24 protein-coding genes are annotated in these 21,146 nt (G+C 38.5%); all 24 read left to right on the top strand.

All coding sequences use genetic code 11. The features are described from left to right. The 24 genes from glyA to PI20285_RS06425 all read left to right on the top strand — a co-directional run bounded on the left by glyA (position 1) and on the right by PI20285_RS06425 (position 21,103). On the top strand, positions 1–1,239 hold the full coding sequence (gene glyA / locus PI20285_RS06540; RefSeq protein WP_057772326.1) for a serine hydroxymethyltransferase: 1,239 nt from the start codon (positions 1–3) through the stop codon (positions 1,237–1,239). Positions 1,240–1,311: 72 nt separating this feature from the next. After that, on the top strand, positions 1,312–1,941 hold the full coding sequence (upp, locus tag PI20285_RS06535; RefSeq protein ID WP_057772329.1) for a uracil phosphoribosyltransferase: 630 nt from the start codon (positions 1,312–1,314) through the stop codon (positions 1,939–1,941). 378 nt (positions 1,942–2,319) lie between these two features. Then, entirely contained in the window at positions 2,320–3,039 is a 720-nt protein-coding gene (atpB, locus tag PI20285_RS06530) for a F0F1 ATP synthase subunit A (RefSeq protein WP_057772331.1), read from the top strand. 26 nt (positions 3,040–3,065) lie between these two features. Further along, a complete protein-coding gene (gene atpE, locus PI20285_RS06525; RefSeq protein WP_046872489.1) occupies positions 3,066–3,278 on the top strand; it encodes a F0F1 ATP synthase subunit C in 213 nt (70 codons plus the stop codon). Positions 3,279–3,329: 51 nt separating this feature from the next. Beyond that, positions 3,330–3,854, top strand: coding sequence for a F0F1 ATP synthase subunit B (gene atpF, locus PI20285_RS06520; RefSeq protein WP_057772333.1), 525 nt, complete (start codon positions 3,330–3,332; stop codon positions 3,852–3,854). Further along, positions 3,841–4,383, top strand: coding sequence for an ATP synthase F1 subunit delta (gene atpH, locus PI20285_RS06515; protein ID WP_057772335.1), 543 nt, complete (start codon positions 3,841–3,843; stop codon positions 4,381–4,383). Before atpF ends, atpH begins: the two co-directional genes overlap by 14 nt. 25 nt (positions 4,384–4,408) lie before the next feature. Further along, complete coding sequence (gene atpA / locus PI20285_RS06510) at positions 4,409–5,941, top strand: F0F1 ATP synthase subunit alpha (protein WP_057772337.1); 1,533 nt, start codon at positions 4,409–4,411, stop codon at positions 5,939–5,941. 37 nt (positions 5,942–5,978) lie between these two features. Beyond that, a complete protein-coding gene (locus PI20285_RS06505) occupies positions 5,979–6,923 on the top strand; it encodes a F0F1 ATP synthase subunit gamma (protein WP_057772338.1) in 945 nt (314 codons plus the stop codon). A 26-nt stretch (positions 6,924–6,949) separates the two neighbouring features. Next, the gene (gene atpD, locus PI20285_RS06500) at positions 6,950–8,362 is read left to right on the top strand and encodes a F0F1 ATP synthase subunit beta (RefSeq protein WP_057772340.1); all 1,413 of its coding nucleotides are present in this window, start codon (positions 6,950–6,952) and stop codon (positions 8,360–8,362) included. 13 nt (positions 8,363–8,375) lie between these two features. Continuing rightward, positions 8,376–8,798 carry a F0F1 ATP synthase subunit epsilon gene (locus tag PI20285_RS06495; protein ID WP_057772342.1) on the top strand — a complete coding sequence of 141 codons (423 nt, stop codon included), beginning with the start codon at positions 8,376–8,378 and terminating at the stop codon, positions 8,796–8,798. 141 nt (positions 8,799–8,939) lie between these two features. Beyond that, entirely contained in the window at positions 8,940–9,173 is a 234-nt protein-coding gene (locus PI20285_RS06490; protein ID WP_057772344.1) for a DUF1146 family protein, read from the top strand. A gap of 14 nt (positions 9,174–9,187) precedes the next feature. Continuing rightward, positions 9,188–10,477, top strand: coding sequence for a UDP-N-acetylglucosamine 1-carboxyvinyltransferase (gene murA / locus PI20285_RS06485; protein ID WP_057772346.1), 1,290 nt, complete (start codon positions 9,188–9,190; stop codon positions 10,475–10,477). A 138-nt stretch (positions 10,478–10,615) separates the two neighbouring features. Further along, complete coding sequence (gene yidD / locus PI20285_RS06480; RefSeq protein WP_057772349.1) at positions 10,616–10,876, top strand: membrane protein insertion efficiency factor YidD; 261 nt, start codon at positions 10,616–10,618, stop codon at positions 10,874–10,876. Positions 10,877–10,893: 17 nt separating this feature from the next. After that, the gene (locus tag PI20285_RS06475) at positions 10,894–11,112 is read left to right on the top strand and encodes a DUF2969 domain-containing protein (protein WP_057772351.1); all 219 of its coding nucleotides are present in this window, start codon (positions 10,894–10,896) and stop codon (positions 11,110–11,112) included. Positions 11,113–11,143: 31 nt separating this feature from the next. Continuing rightward, on the top strand, positions 11,144–12,346 hold the full coding sequence (locus tag PI20285_RS06470; protein ID WP_057772353.1) for an FtsW/RodA/SpoVE family cell cycle protein: 1,203 nt from the start codon (positions 11,144–11,146) through the stop codon (positions 12,344–12,346). A gap of 364 nt (positions 12,347–12,710) precedes the next feature. Beyond that, a complete protein-coding gene (locus PI20285_RS06465; RefSeq protein WP_057772354.1) occupies positions 12,711–13,748 on the top strand; it encodes a methionine ABC transporter ATP-binding protein in 1,038 nt (345 codons plus the stop codon). Continuing rightward, a complete protein-coding gene (locus PI20285_RS06460; RefSeq protein WP_057772356.1) occupies positions 13,738–14,424 on the top strand; it encodes a methionine ABC transporter permease in 687 nt (228 codons plus the stop codon). The genes PI20285_RS06465 and PI20285_RS06460 overlap by 11 nt, the downstream gene beginning before the upstream one ends. Before the next feature lie 68 nt (positions 14,425–14,492). Then, positions 14,493–15,317 carry a MetQ/NlpA family ABC transporter substrate-binding protein gene (locus PI20285_RS06455; RefSeq protein ID WP_057772358.1) on the top strand — a complete coding sequence of 275 codons (825 nt, stop codon included), beginning with the start codon at positions 14,493–14,495 and terminating at the stop codon, positions 15,315–15,317. Between the two features lie 119 nt (positions 15,318–15,436). Next, positions 15,437–16,351: an L-lactate dehydrogenase gene (locus PI20285_RS06450; protein WP_057772359.1), complete on the top strand. Its 915-nt coding sequence runs from the start codon at positions 15,437–15,439 to the stop codon at positions 16,349–16,351. Positions 16,352–16,502: 151 nt separating this feature from the next. Then, entirely contained in the window at positions 16,503–17,285 is a 783-nt protein-coding gene (locus tag PI20285_RS06445; protein WP_057772360.1) for an ABC transporter ATP-binding protein, read from the top strand. After that, positions 17,275–19,080, top strand: coding sequence for an FtsX-like permease family protein (locus PI20285_RS06440; RefSeq protein WP_057772362.1), 1,806 nt, complete (start codon positions 17,275–17,277; stop codon positions 19,078–19,080). Before PI20285_RS06445 ends, PI20285_RS06440 begins: the two co-directional genes overlap by 11 nt. A gap of 13 nt (positions 19,081–19,093) precedes the next feature. Beyond that, positions 19,094–19,471 (top strand): GntR family transcriptional regulator, encoded by a 378-nt coding sequence (locus PI20285_RS06435; protein WP_057772364.1) that lies wholly within the window; start codon positions 19,094–19,096, stop codon positions 19,469–19,471. Continuing rightward, positions 19,461–20,327 (top strand): ATP-binding cassette domain-containing protein, encoded by an 867-nt coding sequence (locus PI20285_RS06430; protein WP_057772366.1) that lies wholly within the window; start codon positions 19,461–19,463, stop codon positions 20,325–20,327. Before PI20285_RS06435 ends, PI20285_RS06430 begins: the two co-directional genes overlap by 11 nt. Then, on the top strand, positions 20,324–21,103 hold the full coding sequence (locus PI20285_RS06425) for a hypothetical protein (protein WP_057772368.1): 780 nt from the start codon (positions 20,324–20,326) through the stop codon (positions 21,101–21,103). Before PI20285_RS06430 ends, PI20285_RS06425 begins: the two co-directional genes overlap by 4 nt. Positions 21,104–21,146 lie beyond the last annotated feature (43 nt).

Genomic DNA, 21,146 nt, shown 5'->3' with positions numbered 1-21,146 from the left:
ATGAACTATCAAAAAGAAGATCCTGAATTATGGAATGCAATCGCTGGTGAACAAAATCGGCAGCAACACAACATTGAGTTGATCGCTTCGGAAAATATCGTTTCTCAGGCAGTTAGGGCGGCTCAAGGTTCCGTTTTAACAAATAAATATGCGGAAGGCTATCCAGGTAAGCGGTACTACGGTGGCTGTCAGTATATTGATCAAGTTGAACAATTAGCGATTGATCGGGCCAAAGAGTTATTCGGAGCTGAATATGCCAACGTACAACCACATTCTGGTTCGCAAGCCAACGAAGCTGCCTATGCGGCATTTATCAAACCCGGAGACAAGATTTTAGGAATGGATCTCAATGCGGGTGGACACCTTACGCATGGCGCTAAAGTAAGTTTTAGTGGAAAATTCTATCAATCAGCAAGCTATGGGATTGATTTAGAAACGGAACGCTTAGATTATGAAGCAATTCGTAAGATAGCTCACAAAGAAAAGCCTCAGATTATTGTGGCCGGGGCATCTGCATACAGCCGGATTATTGACTGGCAGGCTTTTAGAGAGATTGCTGATGAAGTAGGTGCTTATTTAATGGTTGATATGGCCCACATCGCTGGATTAGTAGCGACAGGCTTGCATCCATCACCAGTTGGGATTGCCGATGTGGTTACGACCACAACGCATAAAACATTGCGAGGCCCTCGTGGAGGAATGATTCTTTCCCAAGAAAAATATGCAAAGAAAATTAATTCGGCTGTTTTTCCCACAACGCAAGGTGGTCCATTAGAACACGTAATTGCTGCTAAGGCAGTAGCGTTTGGGGAAGCTTTGAAACCAGAGTTTAAAACGTATATGCAACACGTTAAAAATAATGCGGCGAAAATGGCTACTACATTTAACGATTCACAGCTTGTTCGAGTCGTTTCCGGTGGTACAGATAATCATTTAATGACACTTGACTTAACGAAGACCGATATGAATGGTCAACAAGTTCAAGATCTTCTGGATTCTATTTTTATCACAACTAATAAGGAAGCAATTCCAAATGAAAAGTTGAGTCCATTTAAAACTAGTGGTTTACGGATCGGGACACCCGCAATTACGACACGTGGATTTAATGAAGATGATTGTCAAACTGTCGCAGAAATTATTCTAGCGGCTCTGAAGAATCATAATTCTCCCGAAAAATTAGCTGAACTTAAAGCTCAAGTGTTTGGATTGACAGCAAAACATCCAATTGAGGTAAATTAATCAAATTACCCCTAGTTTTTTTGTGCTAAGTTAGCTACAATTGATAAAGATATTGAAGGGAGAGTGTAATTTATGGGTAAGTTCCAAGTTCTTGACCATCCATTGATTCAGCACAAGTTAACAATTATTAGAGATAAGAATTGTGGTACAAAAGTATTTAGAGAAGTTGTTAATGAAATCTCTGAGCTCATGGCTTATGAAGTTTCACGAGATATGCCATTAGAGGATGTTAAAGTCGAGACGCCAATTGGTTGGACAACCAAAAAGACACTTTCGGGTAAAAAAGTAGCTATTGTGCCAATTCTTCGAGCAGGACTAGGAATGGTTGACGGAATGTTGGAATTAATTCCAGCAGCTAAAGTTGGTCATATAGGTATGTACCGGGATGAAGAGACACTTAAGCCAGTTGAGTATTTTGTTAAATTACCAAGTGATATTAGTGAGCGACAAATTTTTGTTGTGGATCCAATGTTAGCCACTGGTGGTTCAGCAATTATGGCGATGGATGCTTTGAAAAAACGTGGTGCAAAAGATTTACGTTTAGTTTGTTTAGTTGCAGCTCCACAAGGGGTTAAGGCTTTACAAGAAGCACATCCAGATGTTGATATTTATACAGCAGCATTAGATGATGAACTGAATGAAGATGGATACATTGTTCCTGGCTTGGGCGATGCAGGTGATCGGTTGTTTGGAACTAAGTAGTTTAGTGCGCAACGACCGAGTTTTGAACAGATAAAAAGCAAAAAATAGGCATGCTATTTTCAAAAGAAAATTGATGTCGATTTTTTGCTTTTTTGGGTTTAAAATTCCATTTATTTGAAACAAATGAGAATTGGTATGATAATGCATTAAAATGGAAAGCGCTTTAACGAGATCCTTGATTTACCAAGGGATGAGGGAAGGTTTTTTAAAATAAAATAATTACCCGTTTTTTTGTGTTTTTCTTGAATTGGTGGTATTATTTCATTTGTATTTCGAATAGACATTACTGTCTGTTTATATATAATTGTTGATGTTTTAGGGCAGTTTACCTGGGAATTCTCAATAATTCATTAAGGCTATGAAAAGAGGTGATCTTCTGTGAGTGGAGACTCTGTTTCTACTTTCCAATTTTTGGGGTTAACTTTTAATACAACCAATATTATTTCTGGGTTGCTGGCGGCGATAGTCGTTTTTGTCGTAGTTTATGTACTTTCTAGAAAGCTGCAATTGAAGCCTACTGGAAAACAAAATGTTTTAGAGTGGATGATAGATTTCACAAATAATATTGTGCGTGGATCGGTTACAAATGGTGATGCGCCAAAATTTGGGTTGTATGCATTTACTTTGTTTCTGTTTATTTTCGTCTCTAACCAACTGGGAATGTTCTTACAGATTGGTTGGAACGGTGTAACCTATGTACGGAGTCCAACTTCAGATCCAGTTATAACTTTAACGCTGTCATTGATGACGTTGATGTTTGCACACTATTCTGGAGTTCAAAAGTTTGGATTTAAAGGGTACTTTAAGCATGTTTACTTAACTCCCTTTGTGTTCTGGTTACCGATTAGTGTTTTTACTGAATTAATTGACTTTCTTACGTTAGGTTTACGTATTTATGGAGTTATCTTTTCAGGAGAAATGTTATTGAAAATTATCGGAGGCATGGCGTTCTCTGGTGGACCTTTAATGACTATTGCAGCCGTACCAATTTCATTAATTTGGCAAGGCTTCTCAGTATTCTTAGGCAGTATTCAAGCATATGTGTTCGTCACATTAACGTCGGTTTATATTTCTCAACAGGTACAGATTGAGGAATAACTAATATTTTAGGAGGATTTAAAATTATGGGAGCTATTGCAGCAGGAATCATTATGTTCGGAGCCGCTATTGGTGGTGGTATCGGTGATGCCATTGTTATTTCAAAAACACTTGAAGGAATGGCACGCCAACCAGAATTATCTGGTCAATTAAGAACGACTATGTTTATCGGTGTTGGTCTTGTTGAAGCTATGCCTATTATTGCTTTCGTTGTGGCATTGTTAGTAATGAACAAGTAGCCCAATGGAACGTAAGAACATAATTAATAGGGTAGAAGGAGGTGTCAATAGATGCTCTCACATTTAGTGTTGGGTTCTTCAAACTCGTTGTATCTTGGTGATATGTTATTTTATGCAATTGTATTCATCATTCTTATGTGGCTTATTAAGATCGTCGCATGGGGACCAGTTACTAAAATGATGAAAGAACGTGCAGATCGAATTGCTAATGATATTGATTCTGCAGAAAAATCACGTCAAGATGCAGCAAAACTAGCTGAACAACGAGAAGCAGCGTTGAAAAATTCTCATGCTGAAGCCTCTACGATTGTAAGTGACGCAAAGGATAATGGGAATAAACAACGTGAGCAGATCGTTTCAGGCGCTCAACAAGAGGTACAGACACTTAAGCAAAATGCTCAAAAGAGTATTGAACAAGAGCGAAAAGATGCACTTAAGGGTGCTCAAGATGATGTGGCTAGTCTATCTATTGAAATTGCTTCTAAGATCATTCAAAAAGAATTAAACGCGCAGGATCAAAAGCAGTTGATTGATTCTTATATTGAAGGGTTGGGGAAGCAAAATGAGTCTAGATAAGATGACAATTGCCAAACGATATTCAAAAGCCCTGTTTGATTTAGCTGTTGAAAAAGATCAGCTTGAGGCAATTCATGAAGAATTGCAACAGATTGATCAAGTTTTTACTGACATTCCAGATCTAAATCAGATCTTAGATGATGTTCGTTTAAATGGTGAACAGAAATCAGCCATCGTTAACAATTTAAAGAAGGATGCCTCTGTTTACGTCAAAAACTTGGTTCAAATGCTTTACGATTACGGACGCATCAGCAATATTGCTGATATTATTGAACAGTTTAACGGGCTTTACGCTGAATATAATCGGATTGTTTATGCAGATTTGTCTACTGCTGTTGAAATTGATGCAGATCAAAAGAAACGTTTAGCAGATAAGTTTGCCGAAAAAATAGGTGCCAAGCAAGTAATCATTAACAGTGAACTTGATCCAAGCATTATTGGCGGGGCTGTACTAAAATCAAACGGTTTAGTATATGATGGCAGTATCAGTTCGAAAATGGCGAAGATTAAAAAAATGCTACTTAAATAAGATTTTGTAAAGAGGTGAAACTTTTATGAGCATTAAATCTGAGGAAATCAGTGCTCTAATTAAACAACAATTAGAAGGCTATCAAGACGAGCTTAATGTCGAAGAAACAGGTACTGTTACATATGTTGGTGATGGTATTGCCCGTGCTCACGGCCTGGATAATGCATTGGCTGGTGAACTTCTAGAGTTTTCTAATGGTGTCTACGGAATGGTTCAGAACCTTGAATCAAATGACGTCGGAATTGTTATTCTTGGCGGTTACGATGATATTCGTGAAGGCGATACTGTTAAGAGAACTGGACGGATCATGGAAGTTCCAGTTGGTGACGCCTTAGTTGGTCGAGTTGTGAATACACTTGGACAACCGATTGATGGTAAAGGCGAAATTAAAACGGACCACACACGGCCAGTTGAACGAAAAGCACCTGGCGTCATGGAACGTCAATCAGTTAGCGAACCTTTACAAACTGGGATCAAGGCCATTGATGCCTTAGTTCCAATTGGTCGTGGTCAGCGTGAGTTGATCATTGGGGACCGTAAAACTGGTAAAACATCTTTAGCAATCGATACAATTTTGAATCAAAAAGATCAAAATATAATTTGTATCTATGTGGCGATCGGCCAAAAGGAATCAACTGTGCGTACGCAGGTTGATACCCTCGAAAAGTATGGTGCTATGGACTACACAATCGTTTTAAGTGCTGGCCCATCTGAACCAGCTCCAATGTTGTACTTGGCACCATATGCTGGTGCAGCAATGGGTGAGGAGTTCATGTTTAACGGCAAGCATGTTTTGATTGTGTATGATGATCTTTCAAAACAAGCAGATGCTTATCGTGAACTTTCCTTGATTTTGAGACGTCCGCCTGGTCGTGAAGCTTATCCTGGTGATATCTTCTATACTCATTCACGTTTACTAGAACGTGCAGCTAAATTAAATGACGAACTTGGGGCTGGTTCAATGACAGCTTTACCATTCGTTGAAACAAAGGCTGGAGATATTGCCGCTTATATTCCAACAAACGTAATTTCTATTACTGATGGACAGATTTTCTTGGATAGTGATCTATTCTATTCAGGAACACGTCCAGCGATTGATGCCGGATCTTCTGTATCCCGAGTTGGTGGGGATGCTCAGATCAAGGCTATGAAGCGTGTAGCTGGTACATTACGTTTGGATCTTGCTTCTTATCGTGAATTGGAATCATTTGCACAATTTGGTTCTGATTTGGATGATGCCACAAAAGCTAAATTAGCCCGTGGTAGTCGGACCGTAGAAGTTTTGAAACAACCATTACACAAACCACTTGCTGTTGAACATCAAGTTTTAGTTTTGTATGCGTTGACTCATGGATTCTTGGATAAGGTTGCTATTGATGATGTTTTGCGTTTCCAGGATGAATTATTTGATTACATCGATGGTTCACATGATGATTTGCTAGATGTTATTCGTAAAACTGGCGACTTACCAGATACTGACAAATTTGATGCTGCAATTCAAGAATTTGCAGATCAATTTCAACCTACAAAAGTAGAAGACGAAAGTGCTTCTAAATAAAACATATGCTTTAATTGACAGAAAGTGGTGAGTATAAATGGCAGCTTCAGAACAAGACGTTCTCAGACGAATTGATTCCACTAAGAAGACCAGTCAAATTACCACTGCGATGCAAATGGTTTCGACTGCAAAGTTGAATCAGATTCAAAAGCATACTTTCGGGTATCAGGTTTATGCAGAAAAGGTTGAGAGCATTGTTGCTCATCTTGCTAAGTCACACTTGATTAGTGCTAATGCAGCTGCTGGAGAGAAAAGTTCTGATTCTTCAGACAGTATATCGGCCACTGATTTGTTACAACAAAGACCAGTAAAAAAAGTTGGTTTTTTAGTAATTACATCAGATCGTGGTTTAGTTGGTAGTTATAATAGTTCAGTCCTTAAACAGACTGAAGATTTTATTAAAGCTACTGGTCATTCTGCTGAAGATAGTGTGATTTTAGCTGTGGGTGGTACTGGTGCTGATTTTTATAAAGGACGCGATATGAACGTTGTTTATGAATTCAGAGGTGTGAGCGATGTGCCGACTTTTAACGAAGTTCGTGAAATTGTTCAAACCGCTACTTCAATGTATTCAAACCAGGTTTTTGATGAGCTTTATGTTTGTTATAATCATTTTGTAAATCGCATAACAAATAGATTTCATTCAATTAAAATGTTGCCAATTAGTGATGCTTTGGTAAAAAGTCAGGACGAAAAAGAAGAGCAGGGTAAAAAAGAATTAATGCCAGAATACGAAACAGAACCTTCAGAGGCTGTTTTGTTGCAGGATATTTTACCTCAATATGCTGAAAGCTTAGTTTATGGTGCTATTCTTGATGCCAAAACTGCTGAACATGCTTCAAGTTCAACAGCGATGCAGACCGCTTCTGATAATGCTAAAGATTTAATATCTTCACTACAATTGCAATATAATCGTGCACGACAAAGTGCGATCACCACCGAAATTACTGAAATTACTGGTGGCCAAGCTGCACAAGAATAAATTTAGATGGGAGGAATTAACTAATAATGAGTACTGGTAAAGTTGTCCAAGTTATCGGACCTGTTATTGACGTTGAATTTCCTCTGGATGGTAATTTACCTGATATTAATAATGCTTTGAACATCAAAAAACTTGATGGTAGTATCCTAGTTGCCGAAGTTGCACTTGAACTTGGTGATGGCGTTGTTCGGACAATTGCTATGGATGGTACTGATGGTTTACAGCGTGGGATGGAAGTTGAAGACACAGGTTCTTCAATTACAGTTCCCGTTGGTGATAAAACATTAGGTCGGGTTTTCAACGTCCTTGGAGAAACAATTGATAATGGTGAAAAATTTGGACCAGAAATAAAACGTAATCCTATTCATCGGGATCCACCTAGTTATGATGATTTGAACCCCAGCATGGAAATTTTGGAAACAGGAATCAAAGTTATTGATTTGCTTGCTCCTTATATCCGTGGTGGTAAAGTCGGATTGTTTGGTGGTGCCGGTGTTGGAAAAACTGTTCTAATTCAGGAACTAATTCATAATATTGCACAAGAACACAATGGTATTTCTGTATTTACGGGTGTCGGTGAACGAACTCGTGAAGGAAATGATTTGTACTTCGAAATGAAGGCATCGGGTGTTCTTGAAAAAACTGCCATGGTGTATGGTCAGATGAACGAGCCGCCTGGTGCTCGTATGCGGGTTGCTTTAACTGGTTTAACCATTGCGGAATACTTCCGCGATGTTGAGGGTCAAGATGTGTTGTTATTCATTGATAACATTTTCCGATTCACCCAAGCTGGTTCTGAAGTATCCGCGTTACTTGGCCGAATTCCATCAGCCGTTGGTTATCAACCAACTTTAGCTACTGAAATGGGTCAACTTCAGGAACGAATCACTTCAACGAAGAAGGGGTCAATTACCTCTATCCAAGCTGTATATGTTCCTGCCGATGATTATACTGATCCTGCTCCTGCAACAACATTCGCCCATTTGGATGCAACAACCAACTTGGAACGAAGCTTAACTCAACAAGGAATTTATCCTGCCGTTGATCCTTTAGCTTCAACTTCAAGTGCCTTGGATCCATCAGTTGTAGGCGAGGAACATTATAAAGTCGCTACTGATGTTCAGCATGTTTTACAACGCTATCGTGAGTTGCAAGATATCATTTCTATTTTAGGAATGGACGAATTGTCTGATGAAGAGAAGACAATTGTTGCTCGTGCACGTAGAATTCAATTCTTCTTATCACAGAACTTCTCTGTTGCTGAACAGTTTACTGGTCAACCTGGATCTTATGTTTCAGTTGAAGACACAGTAAAAGGTTTCAAAGAAATTCTTGAAGGAAAATATGATGATCTTCCAGAGGATGCCTTCCGTCAGGTTGGTAAAATCGAGGAAGTTGTTGAGAAGGCTAAGAAATTAACTAGTGCCGCTAGTAAATAAGGGGGAATTCTAATTGGCTGATAAAGCAGAATTAACCGTTAGTATCGTGACTCCTGATGGTCAAGTATATGATGGAACTTCCACCATGTTGGTTGTCAAAACTAAAGATGGTCAGCTAGGAATCATGCCTAACCATGTTCCCATTATTGCGTCGCTAGCAATTGATGAAGTCCGGATTCAACATGAGGATTCTACTAAAGAAGATGCAGTAGCTGTTAATGGTGGTTTTGTTGAGTTCTCGAACAATACTGCTACGATTGTGGCTGATACTGCTGAAAATGAGTCTGATATTGATGTTGCTCGAGCAGAAAGTGCGCGTCAAAGAGCTCAAGAAACCATTCGAAAAGCTCAAGATGCCCATGATAATTCACAGTTGCGGCGTGCGCAGATTTCCTTGCGACGGGCTGTTAACCGAATTAATGTTTCGAAACATTAACATTAGAAATTTAGAAGTCATACAACGATATGTTGTATGGCTTTTTTTATTGTTTATTAATTTATTAAAGTGAGAGTCTGACGCGAATTTTAAGCCTAGATATGATACTATTGTAATAAATCATAAGTTAAAGAGGCAATTATGAATTTATTTGGAATTCAATCATTACTAACGTTGATCTGCTATTTTTTCTTTACCTTTATTTCTTTTTGGGCAATTCAGGGAATTCACTTGGAAAGAATTTTACATGTTTCTAATCCAAGTCAGTATAAGGTTCTGATTGTCTTGTTTTCGATTGGACTAGGGTATTTAAGCAGTTCGTTTTTCTTAGAGTTAATTAATAACATCAGAAATTTAGGATACTTATTAAAATAGTGGAGGTTTCAGTCGTGGATAAAATTATTGTTAAGGGCGGCAATCGTCTTAAAGGTGTCGTTAAAATTGAGGGAGCTAAAAATGCTGTCCTCCCAATTTTGGCAGCCAGTATTTTGGCTAGTGAGGGACAACTAGAGCTAAGCAATGTGCCGATTCTTTCAGACGTTTATACAATGAACAATGTTTTACGTTTTCTAAATATTGATGTGGAATTTTTAGAGGACCAACATGAAATCAAAATGGATGCCACTAAAAAAATCTCTACAGAAGCTCCATTTGAATACGTTTCTAAGATGCGGGCGTCTGTAGTTGTTATGGGACCACTACTGGCAAGAACAGGTCATGCAAAAGTAGCGATGCCTGGAGGCTGTGCAATTGGTACGAGACCAATTGACCTTCATTTAAAGGGTCTCACTGCTTTAGGAGCGCATATCACTCAAAACGATGGATACATAGAAGCGAGTGCGTATAAATTAGTTGGTACTAACATCTATTTGGATTTTCCAAGTGTCGGCGCCACTCAAAATATAATGATGGCCGCAACCTTGGCAGAAGGCACAACAACAATTGAAAATGCTGCTTGTGAGCCTGAGATTGTTGATTTAGCGATGGTTCTAAACAAGATGGGGGCACATGTTACGGGTGCCGGAACAGAAACGATTCGAATTGTTGGTGTCGAACACCTTCATGGAACGACTCATGCTGTTGTTCAAGACCGAATTGAAGCCGGTACTTTCATGGTGGCCACTGCTGCAACACAAGGGGACGTGCTAATTCAGGATGCAATTTCTGAGCACAATAAACCATTGATTTCTAAAATGCGTGAGATGGGCGTGAAGGTGATTGATGGCGACGATGGAATTCGAGTTATCGGACCTAAAAAACTTAATCCTGTTTCAATAAAAACATTGCCACATCCTGGTTTTCCAACGGACATGCAACCACAAGTTTCTGTTCTTCAGTTGCTGGCACAGGGGACGAGTACACTGACAGAAACGGTTTTTGAAAATCGATTTATGCACTTAGAAGAACTTCGTCGAATGAATGCTCAATATAAGATTGAAGGATCGTCTGTGATTATGCATGGACCAACGAACTTTAGTGGTGCGGAAGTTGCAGCGACTGATTTACGGGCCGGTGCTGCTCTTGTGATTGCCGGTCTTGTGGCTAAGGGTTATACACAGGTTACAAATTTGAAGTACTTAGATCGTGGATATTATAATTTCCATGGTAAGTTGAGTGCATTAGGAGCCGAAGTTAAACGCGTTTCGGACACTAGTACAACTTTGACAGTTAAAAATTAAATTTGCGGTCGATTAAAAATGCGAAATTTGCATGGTTAATTGACCGTTAATTTTAGACAAAATAACGCTAATTGTGTTTTTGAGTGTGGCGGTAATATGCTATAATAGGCTTTTGGATTGGTCAAGGGGGACAGCAGAATGAAACATGTCTTTTTAATGGTAGTTCGATTATATCAAAAATTAATATCACCTTTGTTTCCACCGAGCTGTCGGTATTATCCAACTTGTTCTAATTACATGATTGTAGCTCTTCAAAAACAGGGAGCTATAAAAGGTAGCTTGATGGGGACAGCCAGAATTTTGCGTTGCAATCCTTTTGTAAAGGGTGGCTATGATCCGGTGCCGGATTATTTCACCTTAAAACGAAATCCGCATCCAGATGAGAAAATATTAAATTAATTATTGTGGAGGAAAACATGTCAAAAAAACAACAAAGTGTAAAAGTACAATTAGAAGAAAAAGAAGTTCAGGGACAAACTATCCAACAGGTTTTTATTGCTAAAAATTTGGTTGGGGAGATTACACCACAGCAAAATGAATTTGCCACCCATCTGATTGGTGGCGGAGATTTCGTGGCTAAGTCACTTGATGATGCAGTTGAATGGGTGTTACAGGAATATAATTTACATCAATAAATGGAAATTGGCCTAAGGAAGGATCTTTGTTTTGGAAAACGATTCACGAATTCGAAGACGGGAAGGCGATTCCCGAATTGATTACGGTATTATTTTTTCTGTTTTAATGCTAGCTTTAATTGGGTTAGCTTCTATCTACGTGGCGGCCACGCATGATACTAGTGGGGTAAGTGTCAGAAGCCAGGTAGTGTCCCAGTTGATTTGGTACGTTTTGGGGGTAACCCTGGTTGTTGTTATTATGCAGTTTGATTCAAAACAACTGTGGCGATTGGCACCTTATGCCTACTGGTTTGGAATTTTTCTCCTTGTGGCAGTGCTGTTTTTGTATAGTAGATCTTATGCGGCAAGTACCGGTGCCAAAAGTTGGTTTGCCATTGGATCATTTACATTTCAGCCTTCTGAGGTTATGAAGCCCGCATACATTTTAATGATGTCAAAGGTCATTACTGATTTTAATGCTGAACACAAAAAACATACGATGCGTTCAGATTGGCGTTTAATTGGTCAAATGATTTTATGGACTTTACCAGTGCCAATTTTGCTAATTTTGCAACATGATTTTGGAACGATGCTCGTGTTTATTGCAATTTTTGCCGGATTAGTAATTGTATCTGGCGTAACTTGGAGAATTCTTGTGCCAACGTTTGTGACGGCGACAATTGTGGCTAGCGGGACCTTAATGTTGGTGGTGAGTGACTGGGGCCGGAGTCTTCTGTCTCATGTCGGGTTTGAAAGTTATCAGTTTGACCGAATTGATACTTGGTTACATCCAGCAACAGATACAACTAATTCAGGATATCAATTATGGCAGAGCATTAAGGCCATTGGTTCTGGGCAATTTTTCGGTAAAGGATTTAATGTGTCTAATGTTTATGTTCCCGTTCGAGAATCAGATATGATTTTTTCCGTTATTGGTGAAAATTTTGGCTTCATTGGTAGTGTGGTTTTAATTCTGCTGTATATGCTTTTAATTTATCAAATGATTCGGGTAACCTTTGATACAAAAAATGCATTCTATGCCTATATTGCGTCTGGTACAATCATGATGATTCTTTTCCATGTTTTTGAAAACATTGGGATGAACATCGGTTTATTGCCACTAACTGGGATTCCACTTCCGTTTGTTAGCCAAGGGGGATCAGCATTGATCGGGAATATGATTGGAATTGGACTAATCATGTCCATGCGGTTCCACCATGATTCCTACAGCAGATTACAACGGACCGATTTTTAGTTTAAAAATTAAAATTAACAGTTGACAGATTAAAAATGAGTGAGTATACTTCATTTAACAGCAAAACATTAGAACAAGATGAGTAGATTGAATCCTTACTTTAAGAGAGTTCCTAAGGGTGAAACGGAACAGTAAGTTCAATTGAAGATGGTCTTGGTAAAACAGGTATTTACGAGCATTTTGTGAGTAAGTGCTGGGTGCGCCCCTTATAGCGTCAGAGTTGTTTGACTCGTTAAGGCTAGCTTTGTGAGAAGTTAGTAAATTTGGGTGGTAACACGGAAGAGAAGTCTTTCGTCCTGGTTGATTTATTTCAGCAGGGCGGAAGACTTTTTTGTTTTGTTAAAAGAAAGAGGAGGTTGATTTTTTGATAGAGTTTAAAGATGTTTCTAAAACCTTCACCACAGATAAAGGTACTGTTCCAGCAATTAAAGATGTGAATATGAAAATTGAAGATGGTGAAATTTTTGGGATCGTGGGTTATTCTGGTGCTGGTAAAACCACGTTAATCCGCATGCTCAATGGTTTGGAAACTCCGACAACTGGGGTAGTTACCGTAAATGGGACAGAAATTTCGAATCTTAAGCGAGGCGATTTACGTAAGAAACGTCATAAGATTGGTATGATTTTTCAGCATTTTAATTTACTTTGGTCACGCACAGTCCAGAAGAATATTGAGTTTCCATTGGAAATTGCAAAAATTTCAAAAGCTGAACGTCACAAAAAAGCTGAGGAACTCATTAAGCTAGTTGGTTTGGAGGGTAAGGAAGATGCATATCCTTCTGAGTTGTCAGGTGGCCAGAAGCAACGGGTTGGCGTCGCTCGCGCTTTAGCCAATGATCCAGAGATTTTGTTATCTGATGAAGCAACTAGTGCTTTGGATCCACAAACAACAGATGAAGTTTTGGACCTTTTACGAGATATTAATAAACGATTAGGAATCACCATCGTCTTAATCACTCACGAAATGCACGTAATTCGTAAAATTTGTGACCATGTAGCTGTTTTAGACGGTGGCGGTATTATTGAATCAGGTCAGGTTTTGGAAGTGTTTAAGCATCCACAACAAGCTATTACAAAACGATTTGTTTATTCTGAAGCAGCACCTTCACCAGAAGATACCAATGTGGTTGTGGAACAATTACTTAAAGAATATCCAAACGGTAAGATAATCCAATTAACCTTCCATGGTAATCAGGCCAATTTGCCGATTGTTTCCGAAATTATTCATAAGTTTCCTAAGTTACGAATCAGTATTATTGAAGGAAATATCCATCAAACCCAAGAAGGGGCGATTGGATCACTCTTCCTACAATTGATTGGAGATCAGCCTGATATCGAAGGGGCATTGGATTATCTGAAAACCATGCGTGTTGAAACCGAGGTGATTGAAAATGGACGGTAATACAGGATATTTCGACTTTAAAAACGTGGATTGGAACCAGATGGGTAGTGCTACTTGGGAAACCATTTGGATGACCGTGGTCTCCATCGTGGCGGTTGCCATTTTAGGTTACTTTATTGGATTGTTACTCTTTGAAACGAGTGGGAGTCAAAGTTTCATTGTCCGTGCAATCAATTGGTTGGTGGCTCTTTTTGTCAATGTCTTCCGATCAATTCCTTTCATCATTTTGATTGTTTTGTTGCTGCCTTTCACAAAACAAGTGGTGGGAACAATTATTGGACCGGTTGCCGCGTTACCTTCATTAATTATTTCTGCGGCGCCATTCTATGGCCGAATGGTAGAGCTTGCATTTCACGAAATCGATCGTGGAGTTTTAGAAGCCTCCGATGCGATGGGTGCAAGCCAGTGGCAAATCATTACAAAAGTTTTGTTACCAGAAAGCTTGCCGGCCCTAATTTCGGGAATTACAGTAACAGCTATTTCACTGATTGGTTATACCGCAATGGCCGGAGCAATTGGTGCTGGAGGCCTTGGAAACTTGGCTTATCAAGAAGGTTTCGAAAGTAGTAACAATACGGTCACACTGGTTTCCACAGTTATTATTGTTTTAATTGTTTTTGCATTCCAGTTTGTCGGCGATTTTGCAACAAAGAAAGTTGACAAACGGGTGCTTTAAACAAATTTGTATGGCAGGTAGATTTTACGAATGTAAAATAACCATTAATTTATAGGAGGAGTTTGATTATGAAAAAAGGAAAGATTTTTAGTTTGCTAGCAGTCGTCGCAACTGCGTTCTTATTGGTTTCTTGTGGTAAGAAATCAAGTACAGGTTCAAAAACAACCACAATTACTGTTGGGGCTTCTGCGGTGCCACATGCTCAGATTTTGAAGCATGTTCAACCTGAGTTGAAAAAAGAGGGCGTTAATTTAAAGATCAAAGTATTCCAAGATTACGTACTCCCTAACAAAGCGTTAGCAGGTGGCGATATCGATGCCAATTATTTCCAACACATTCCTTTCTTAAAACAATGGAATGCCAAGAATAAAGGTAACTTGATTAATGCTGGTGCTGTTCATTTGGAACCAATTTCAGTTTTTTCAAAGAAATATAAGAGTTTGAAAGATTTACCAAAGAACGCAACTGTCCTTGTAAGTAGTAACACACCTGACTACGGTCGAGTTTTGACAATCTTTAAGGATGCAGGCTTAATTACAATTAAGAAGGGCGTTGATATTACAAGTGCAACATTTAGTGATATTGCCTCTAACCCAAAGAATCTGCAGTTCAAGCATAGCTACGAACCAAAGTTGATGCCTCAATTGTACAAAAATGATCAAGGCGATGCCGTTGTGATTAACGCAAACTACGCTGTTCAAAGTGGCTTGAACCCAATCACAAAATCAATTGCGATTGAAAAATCATCATCACCATACAAGAATATTATTGCTATTCGTCCAAACGAAAAAAACAATAAGGCTATCAAGAAATTAGTTAAAGCTTTACAATCAAAGAGTACACAAGATTGGATTAAGAAACATTACAAGGGTGCTGTTTTACCAGCCAAATAAAACAGTATACAAGTGTTTAAAGGGACCAGCGAAGTTAATTATTTCGCGGTCCTTTTTTCATGTTGACCAAAAGCTGTAAAAGGGTACGATAAACTTAATAAAGAGAAAAGGGTGTTAGTATGCGTAAATTTGGAATTATTGGCTTAGGAAACGTTGGACGAACGGTAGCATATACTTTGGTGACCAAAGGGATTGCTGATTCATTGGTTTTGATTGATAAAGATCAAAAAAAGGCTCGTGCGGAACAATTGGACTTACAAGATGCACAAGCAAGATTATCTACAACCACGCAAGTTTCAATTCAAAACTATGATGATTTGAAAGATGTTGAAATTTTGTATATTTCAGCGGGAGACATTTCAATTTCAACAAATGGTGGCGATCGTTTTGATGAGTTTAAATTTACAGCAGCAGTTGTGAAAGAAATTGCACCAAAGATTGTGGCTTCTGGGTTTAAGGGGATCATTATCGATATAATGAATCCATGTGATGCCGTGACAAGTTATTTACAAAAACTCACTGGTTTCTCCAAGCAACGTGTTTTTGGAACAGGAACCTTCCTCGATACCGCTCGGATGCAGCGGGTGGTTGGCGAAAAGTTAAATATTAATCCACGCAGCGTGGAAGGGTATGTGCTTGGCGAACATGGGAATACGCAGTTCGTTGCCTGGTCAAGTGTACGGGTTCAAGGAAAAGCTATTAAAGATTTACCTGAAGCCAAAGATTTTGATTTTGATGCCTTGGCTGATGCTGCTAAACAAGGTGCCTGGGAAGTTGCCTCTGGAAAAGGATTTACTTCCGATGCAATTGCCACTTGCGCTGTAAGCCTTGGACAGGCTGTGTTATCAGATGCGCGGATCGTTTGCCCTGTTTCTGGTTATAGTAGCTTATACGATACGTATGTGGGCATTCCTGCCATTGTGGGCAAGAATGGAATTGAATCAACAGTCACATTGCCTTTAAATACAGATGAACAGGCCAAGTTTGCTAATTCTGCTCAAATGATTCATAATAGTGTCGCAAAATTGAACTAAATTCTTGATAATTACTTTCTACTAGCCTTTAAACTGAAACCAAATCCCGATGGGACACGGTTCACGTTTAAAGGCTATTTTGATGCTTGACATAAAAGAGGCCTTCATATATAGTTAGTTACGTAAGTAATTAACCGATGGGGGAAACTAAATGAATCAGAAAACGGTAATTGATGTTCAGCATATCACTAAGGTGTATGGGGAAAAGAACGAAAAACAGTATAGGGCCTTAAAGGACGTTAATTTTAAAGTGCGACAAGGAGAATTTGTGGGGATTATGGGAGCCTCAGGTTCTGGGAAAACAACGTTACTTAATATTTTGGCAACGATGGATAAACCAACAGAAGGTCAAGTCTTGGTGAGTGGTCAAGATGTTACAAAATTAGATAGGAACCAGATTTCTGATTTTCGCGTCAAACAAATTGGTTTTATTTTTCAGGATTTCAATCTTCTAGAAAGTTTATCGAATGCGGAAAATATTGGGTTACCACTAACATTGCAAGGCGTGAAGAAGCGAAAGGCTAACGAACTGGTTCATCAAGTTGCCAGTCAATTAGGAATTAATGATCTTTTAGATAAATACCCGGTTGAAATTTCAGGTGGACAAAAACAGCGGGTAGCCGCAGCTCGTGGACTCATTTCACGGCCTCAAATTTTATTTGCTGATGAACCTACGGGAGCATTAGATTCAAAAAATGCCCGTGAATTATTGGAGACTCTAAAACAAGTAAATGATGAAGAACAAGTTTCGGTCTTAATGGTGACACATGATCCATTTTCAGCAAGTTATTGTGAACGAATTTTATTTATCAAAGATGGCAAAATCGGTGAAGAGATCGAAGTAGGAGATCAGAAACGAAGCGAATTTTATCAAACAATTTTGAATAAATTAGGTACCTTTGATGATCAAGAGGAGGGTACCGATGTTATTTAAGTTAGCATTTGTAAATGTACGTGATCGTTGGCGAGATTATCTCGTTTTATTTTCTGGTTTAATTATTTCAGCAGCTATCTTTTACATGTTTGAAGCAATCGCGACGAACAAAGCTTTAATCCAAGCAAATATTTCATTTAAACTAGCTGCGATTGTTTTTCAATTTGGTTCTGTCCTTTTAGGTATAATTACTCTGGTATATATTGTGTATGCTAACTCATTTCTAATGACAATGCGTGAGCATGATTACGGTTTATTCATGATGTTAGGTGGTAAAAAATCTCGCTTAGGGTTTTTGATTTTTACTGAGACTTTACTGATTGGACTGGTTTCAACAGGGATCGGAGTTTTGGTGGGAATTGGTTTGACACAAGGATTATCCAAACTGCTTATGTCACAACTTGGCGTTCAGATTACAAAATTTTCGGCAGTAAACATTACAGCCTGCCTAAGTACTATCCTATTTTTTGCCATCTTATTTTTAATGGCATCGTTGATTAATCAATATAAATTACTTCATCGGCCGGTTTTAAAACTATTAAGAGGAGATTCTAAAGCAGACAAGCCAATTAAAGTCACAGTGTGGCGTTATGCTGAGGGAGTAGTTGGAATTGGATTTTTAGCTGTTGGTTATTGGGCAATGGCAAAGCTCGAAGTATTACAAATCATGACCATTCCGATTGCACTGGTGACAATTGTTCTGGGAACTTATTTTTTGTTTAATGCGTTTTTTCAATTGTTAATTCAAGGGCTCAAGAAGATAAATATGGCATTCAAAGGGCTCAATTGCTTTACCCTTGGACAACTTAATTTCAGAATTCGAGATTACACTAAAATGCTATCTGTCGTGAGTATCTTGTTTGCACTAGCTTTGGGAGCAATCACGGTTGGTATGGGATATCATCGGATTATTCCAATGATGGCCAAAAGTAACACGGCCTATGATTTGGCTGTGTATAAACAAACGCCTCAAGCGACCAAACTGGTCAACCGGCTTGACCTGCAAAAAAAGCAGGCGTATCGGCAAAAAATTAAGGGATCGACAATTTATTTTGTAGCCGACGATTTTCAAAGACAGCCATTTGAAGTGGCAACATTGCATAAAGAAAAAGTTTCTAACCGAACATTAAGCCTAAATCAGTTGAAGCATAGTGAGCGTGGGCAACAGCAGTTGTTAACTTTGCAAATGAACTATTTTTCATTGCGGCAAGTGAAATTTGTTTCACCACAGGTGTTTCAAGCTGTTCAAGCTAAGTCTTCAAAGTTAGTACTAGTCCAAACGACTAGCCTTGCAAAAAATGCTGAAAATTTGAATCGAATCGCTGAAAATCAAGTTCAAGCAATAAAAGATCCGCAAATAACGGTTCAATCCTTAGGTGGTGCATATCCAATTTACCAAGCAGCAAACGTGTTGTTTGGGGGACTTGAATTTGTTGGATTCTTCCTTGGAATGGCATTTCTGACTATGTTAGCAAGTTGCTTGATGTTTAAGATTTTGTCTGGGGCTCAGCTAGATAAACGACGGTACCACATGTTAAATCGGTTAGGAACTAGACAAAGTCTCATTCGGAAATCTATTCGTCGAGAAATCGGAGCTTTATTTCTATTACCAGGGATTTTAGGAGTTGTGCATGTTTTATTTGGACTTCAAATGTTTGTCCCATTGATGAGGGATCCGTACATCAATTTAGCAACACCATTTACGATTTTTATCGGTTTATATTTGATATACTATTTGGTAACAGTTTTTATCTATGAAAAATTAGTGGTTCCAACTGTCAGAATGCAGTTTTGAGGTGGTGAATAATATGCAATTTGATTTTAGTGGGCAAGAACCCATCTATCTACAGGTAGCCAATCAAATTGAAGAAGGGATCTTTACGGGGGCCTTTAAAGAAGAAACCCAGGTGCCTTCAACAACCGAGATGTCACGAGAGTTTCACATTAATCCCGCGACGGTTTTAAAAGGAATAAATATTTTAGTGAATGAGAAACTAGTTGAAAAACGCCGAGGCCTTGGCATGTTTGTTTGTAAGGGTGCCTATGATTTAATTTTGGAAAAACGAAAAGGGGCTTTTTTTGAAGATTACGTCAGAAAAATTGTGTCGGAGGCAAAAAATTTAAAATTAACTGAAGTTGATCTTGTTCAACTGATTAAAAGGGGGTTTCAGGCAAATGAAGATTAAAGTTGATGGGATTTCAAAGCAATTTGGTAACAAACAAATTTTAAAGAGTATCAATTTAGAAATAGAGCCAAATCGAATTTATGGTTTGTTAGGAAGAAACGGTGCAGGGAAAAGTACGCTACTAAATATTTTGACTGATCGAATTTTTCCAAATGGGGGATCAGTGACTGTCGATGGGGAGACCATCCATGAAAGCGATGAATTACTCGGAAAAATGTATTTGATGAGTGAAGTTAACTTATATCAAAAGCGCTCACGCCTGCAAGATCTTTTTAAAGCTACGCGATTAATGTACGGCGGCTTTGACGATGTTTATGCAAAACATCTATGTGACGCTTTTGGGTTAAATCCTAAATTAAGGTTTGGCCAATTATCAACTGGTTATCGGACGATTTTTAAGTTGATTATTGCGCTTAGTTTACCTGTAGATTTCGTGTTTTTAGACGAACCTATTTTAGGCCTCGATGCTAACCACCGAGAGTTATTTTATAAAGAATTATTAGATAGTTATAGCCAGCATCCACGAACCTTCGTGATCTCGACTCACATGATTGAAGAAATTGCCAACATGATTGAGCATGTCTTTGTCCTTGAAAAGGGTGAAATTCTGGTAGATGATGACGTGGATCATATGTTGTCGCAGGCATATGTAATTACGGGTCCTGGAGAAACGGTGGATAGCTATACAGAAGGTTTGAATATCATTGGGTCTGAATCTTTAGGAAATCTCAAAGGTAATTATGTTTTTGGCAGTTTAAATGATGATCGTGAAATTCCTGATACGATTCAGATTTCTCGCATGGATTTACAAAAGTTGTTTATTCATTTAACAAGTGAGGGGAGCACAGTCGAATGAAAACTAAATCAATTTTTAAAAACAAATTTAAGTATTATTTGAAGGGAGTAGGTTATACCTATCTTCTGACCCTCGCGGTTATGTTTGTTTTGCCAGTTGTCTTTGCCTTATTATTTACAGGAAGTCTTAGGGGAGTTTCGATACATAATTTGTTGAAAAATAATTTATTACCCTTTATTTCCATTTTATTTTTACTTATTTCTTCTTACCGTGTGTATAAGCCTTTTAAATTTTATATTCAAAACGGTATTTCACGACGCACAGTCTGGAAGGCTACGATTGGCGTGGTTGGATTGTGTAGCCTTCTAATGAGTTTGATCAATTACGGTTATTATTATGCCATTGTCGTGCCCGTTACAGGAATCGTTAATAACACATTTTATAGCCAACTCTTTGGACAATTCTTAGGGTTCCACAATTTTTGGAATGGCCCAGCTCAAATTGTCTATGAATGGCTGTTATTATGGTCCTTTGCGGTTATTGCCATGTTCTTTGGCAGTTTGTCAGCTCTTTTTAAAAAGAGAACCCGTCTAATCATTTGGCTCACAATTTTTATTGGTGTTGTTGTGATCATCCGTTTCTTAATGCAATTTCATACCGGAATGAACTTAGATTGGATGGAAAGTGTTGTTAAATTTGTGGCTGGCTACACAAAAACAGATGGAGAAGGAATGTGGAATCCCTTTCACCCGATTGGCACAATGGCAGTCGGAATAATTATTGGTACTGGCATTAATTACTGGATTCAACAGAAAATAGTTTTAAAAAATCAGTAGAAAATAAAAAAGTGTGGCTCGAATTGCTTTATGAATATCAGGC

Source organism: Pediococcus inopinatus (assembly GCF_002982135.1).
Taxonomy (GTDB): domain Bacteria; phylum Bacillota; class Bacilli; order Lactobacillales; family Lactobacillaceae; genus Pediococcus; species Pediococcus inopinatus.
This window is presented reverse-complemented; position numbering and strand designations above follow the sequence as displayed.

What these genes read in the sequence shown, in the direction of transcription:
- glyA (WP_057772326.1), top strand. Translation starts at nt 1, where the DNA reads ATGAACTATCAAAAAGAAGATCCTGAATTATGGAATGCAATCGCTGGT.
- upp (WP_057772329.1), top strand. Translation starts at nt 1,312, where the DNA reads ATGGGTAAGTTCCAAGTTCTTGACCATCCATTGATTCAGCACAAGTTA.
- atpE (WP_046872489.1), top strand. Translation starts at nt 3,066, where the DNA reads ATGGGAGCTATTGCAGCAGGAATCATTATGTTCGGAGCCGCTATTGGT.
- atpF (WP_057772333.1), top strand. Translation starts at nt 3,330, where the DNA reads ATGCTCTCACATTTAGTGTTGGGTTCTTCAAACTCGTTGTATCTTGGT.
- atpH (WP_057772335.1), top strand. Translation starts at nt 3,841, where the DNA reads ATGAGTCTAGATAAGATGACAATTGCCAAACGATATTCAAAAGCCCTG.
- atpA (WP_057772337.1), top strand. Translation starts at nt 4,409, where the DNA reads ATGAGCATTAAATCTGAGGAAATCAGTGCTCTAATTAAACAACAATTA.
- PI20285_RS06505 (WP_057772338.1), top strand. Translation starts at nt 5,979, where the DNA reads ATGGCAGCTTCAGAACAAGACGTTCTCAGACGAATTGATTCCACTAAG.
- atpD (WP_057772340.1), top strand. Translation starts at nt 6,950, where the DNA reads ATGAGTACTGGTAAAGTTGTCCAAGTTATCGGACCTGTTATTGACGTT.
- PI20285_RS06490 (WP_057772344.1), top strand. Translation starts at nt 8,940, where the DNA reads ATGAATTTATTTGGAATTCAATCATTACTAACGTTGATCTGCTATTTT.
- yidD (WP_057772349.1), top strand. Translation starts at nt 10,616, where the DNA reads ATGAAACATGTCTTTTTAATGGTAGTTCGATTATATCAAAAATTAATA.
- PI20285_RS06475 (WP_057772351.1), top strand. Translation starts at nt 10,894, where the DNA reads ATGTCAAAAAAACAACAAAGTGTAAAAGTACAATTAGAAGAAAAAGAA.
- PI20285_RS06460 (WP_057772356.1), top strand. Translation starts at nt 13,738, where the DNA reads ATGGACGGTAATACAGGATATTTCGACTTTAAAAACGTGGATTGGAAC.
- PI20285_RS06455 (WP_057772358.1), top strand. Translation starts at nt 14,493, where the DNA reads ATGAAAAAAGGAAAGATTTTTAGTTTGCTAGCAGTCGTCGCAACTGCG.
- PI20285_RS06450 (WP_057772359.1), top strand. Translation starts at nt 15,437, where the DNA reads ATGCGTAAATTTGGAATTATTGGCTTAGGAAACGTTGGACGAACGGTA.
- PI20285_RS06445 (WP_057772360.1), top strand. Translation starts at nt 16,503, where the DNA reads ATGAATCAGAAAACGGTAATTGATGTTCAGCATATCACTAAGGTGTAT.
- PI20285_RS06440 (WP_057772362.1), top strand. Translation starts at nt 17,275, where the DNA reads ATGTTATTTAAGTTAGCATTTGTAAATGTACGTGATCGTTGGCGAGAT.
- PI20285_RS06435 (WP_057772364.1), top strand. Translation starts at nt 19,094, where the DNA reads ATGCAATTTGATTTTAGTGGGCAAGAACCCATCTATCTACAGGTAGCC.
- PI20285_RS06430 (WP_057772366.1), top strand. Translation starts at nt 19,461, where the DNA reads ATGAAGATTAAAGTTGATGGGATTTCAAAGCAATTTGGTAACAAACAA.
- PI20285_RS06425 (WP_057772368.1), top strand. Translation starts at nt 20,324, where the DNA reads ATGAAAACTAAATCAATTTTTAAAAACAAATTTAAGTATTATTTGAAG.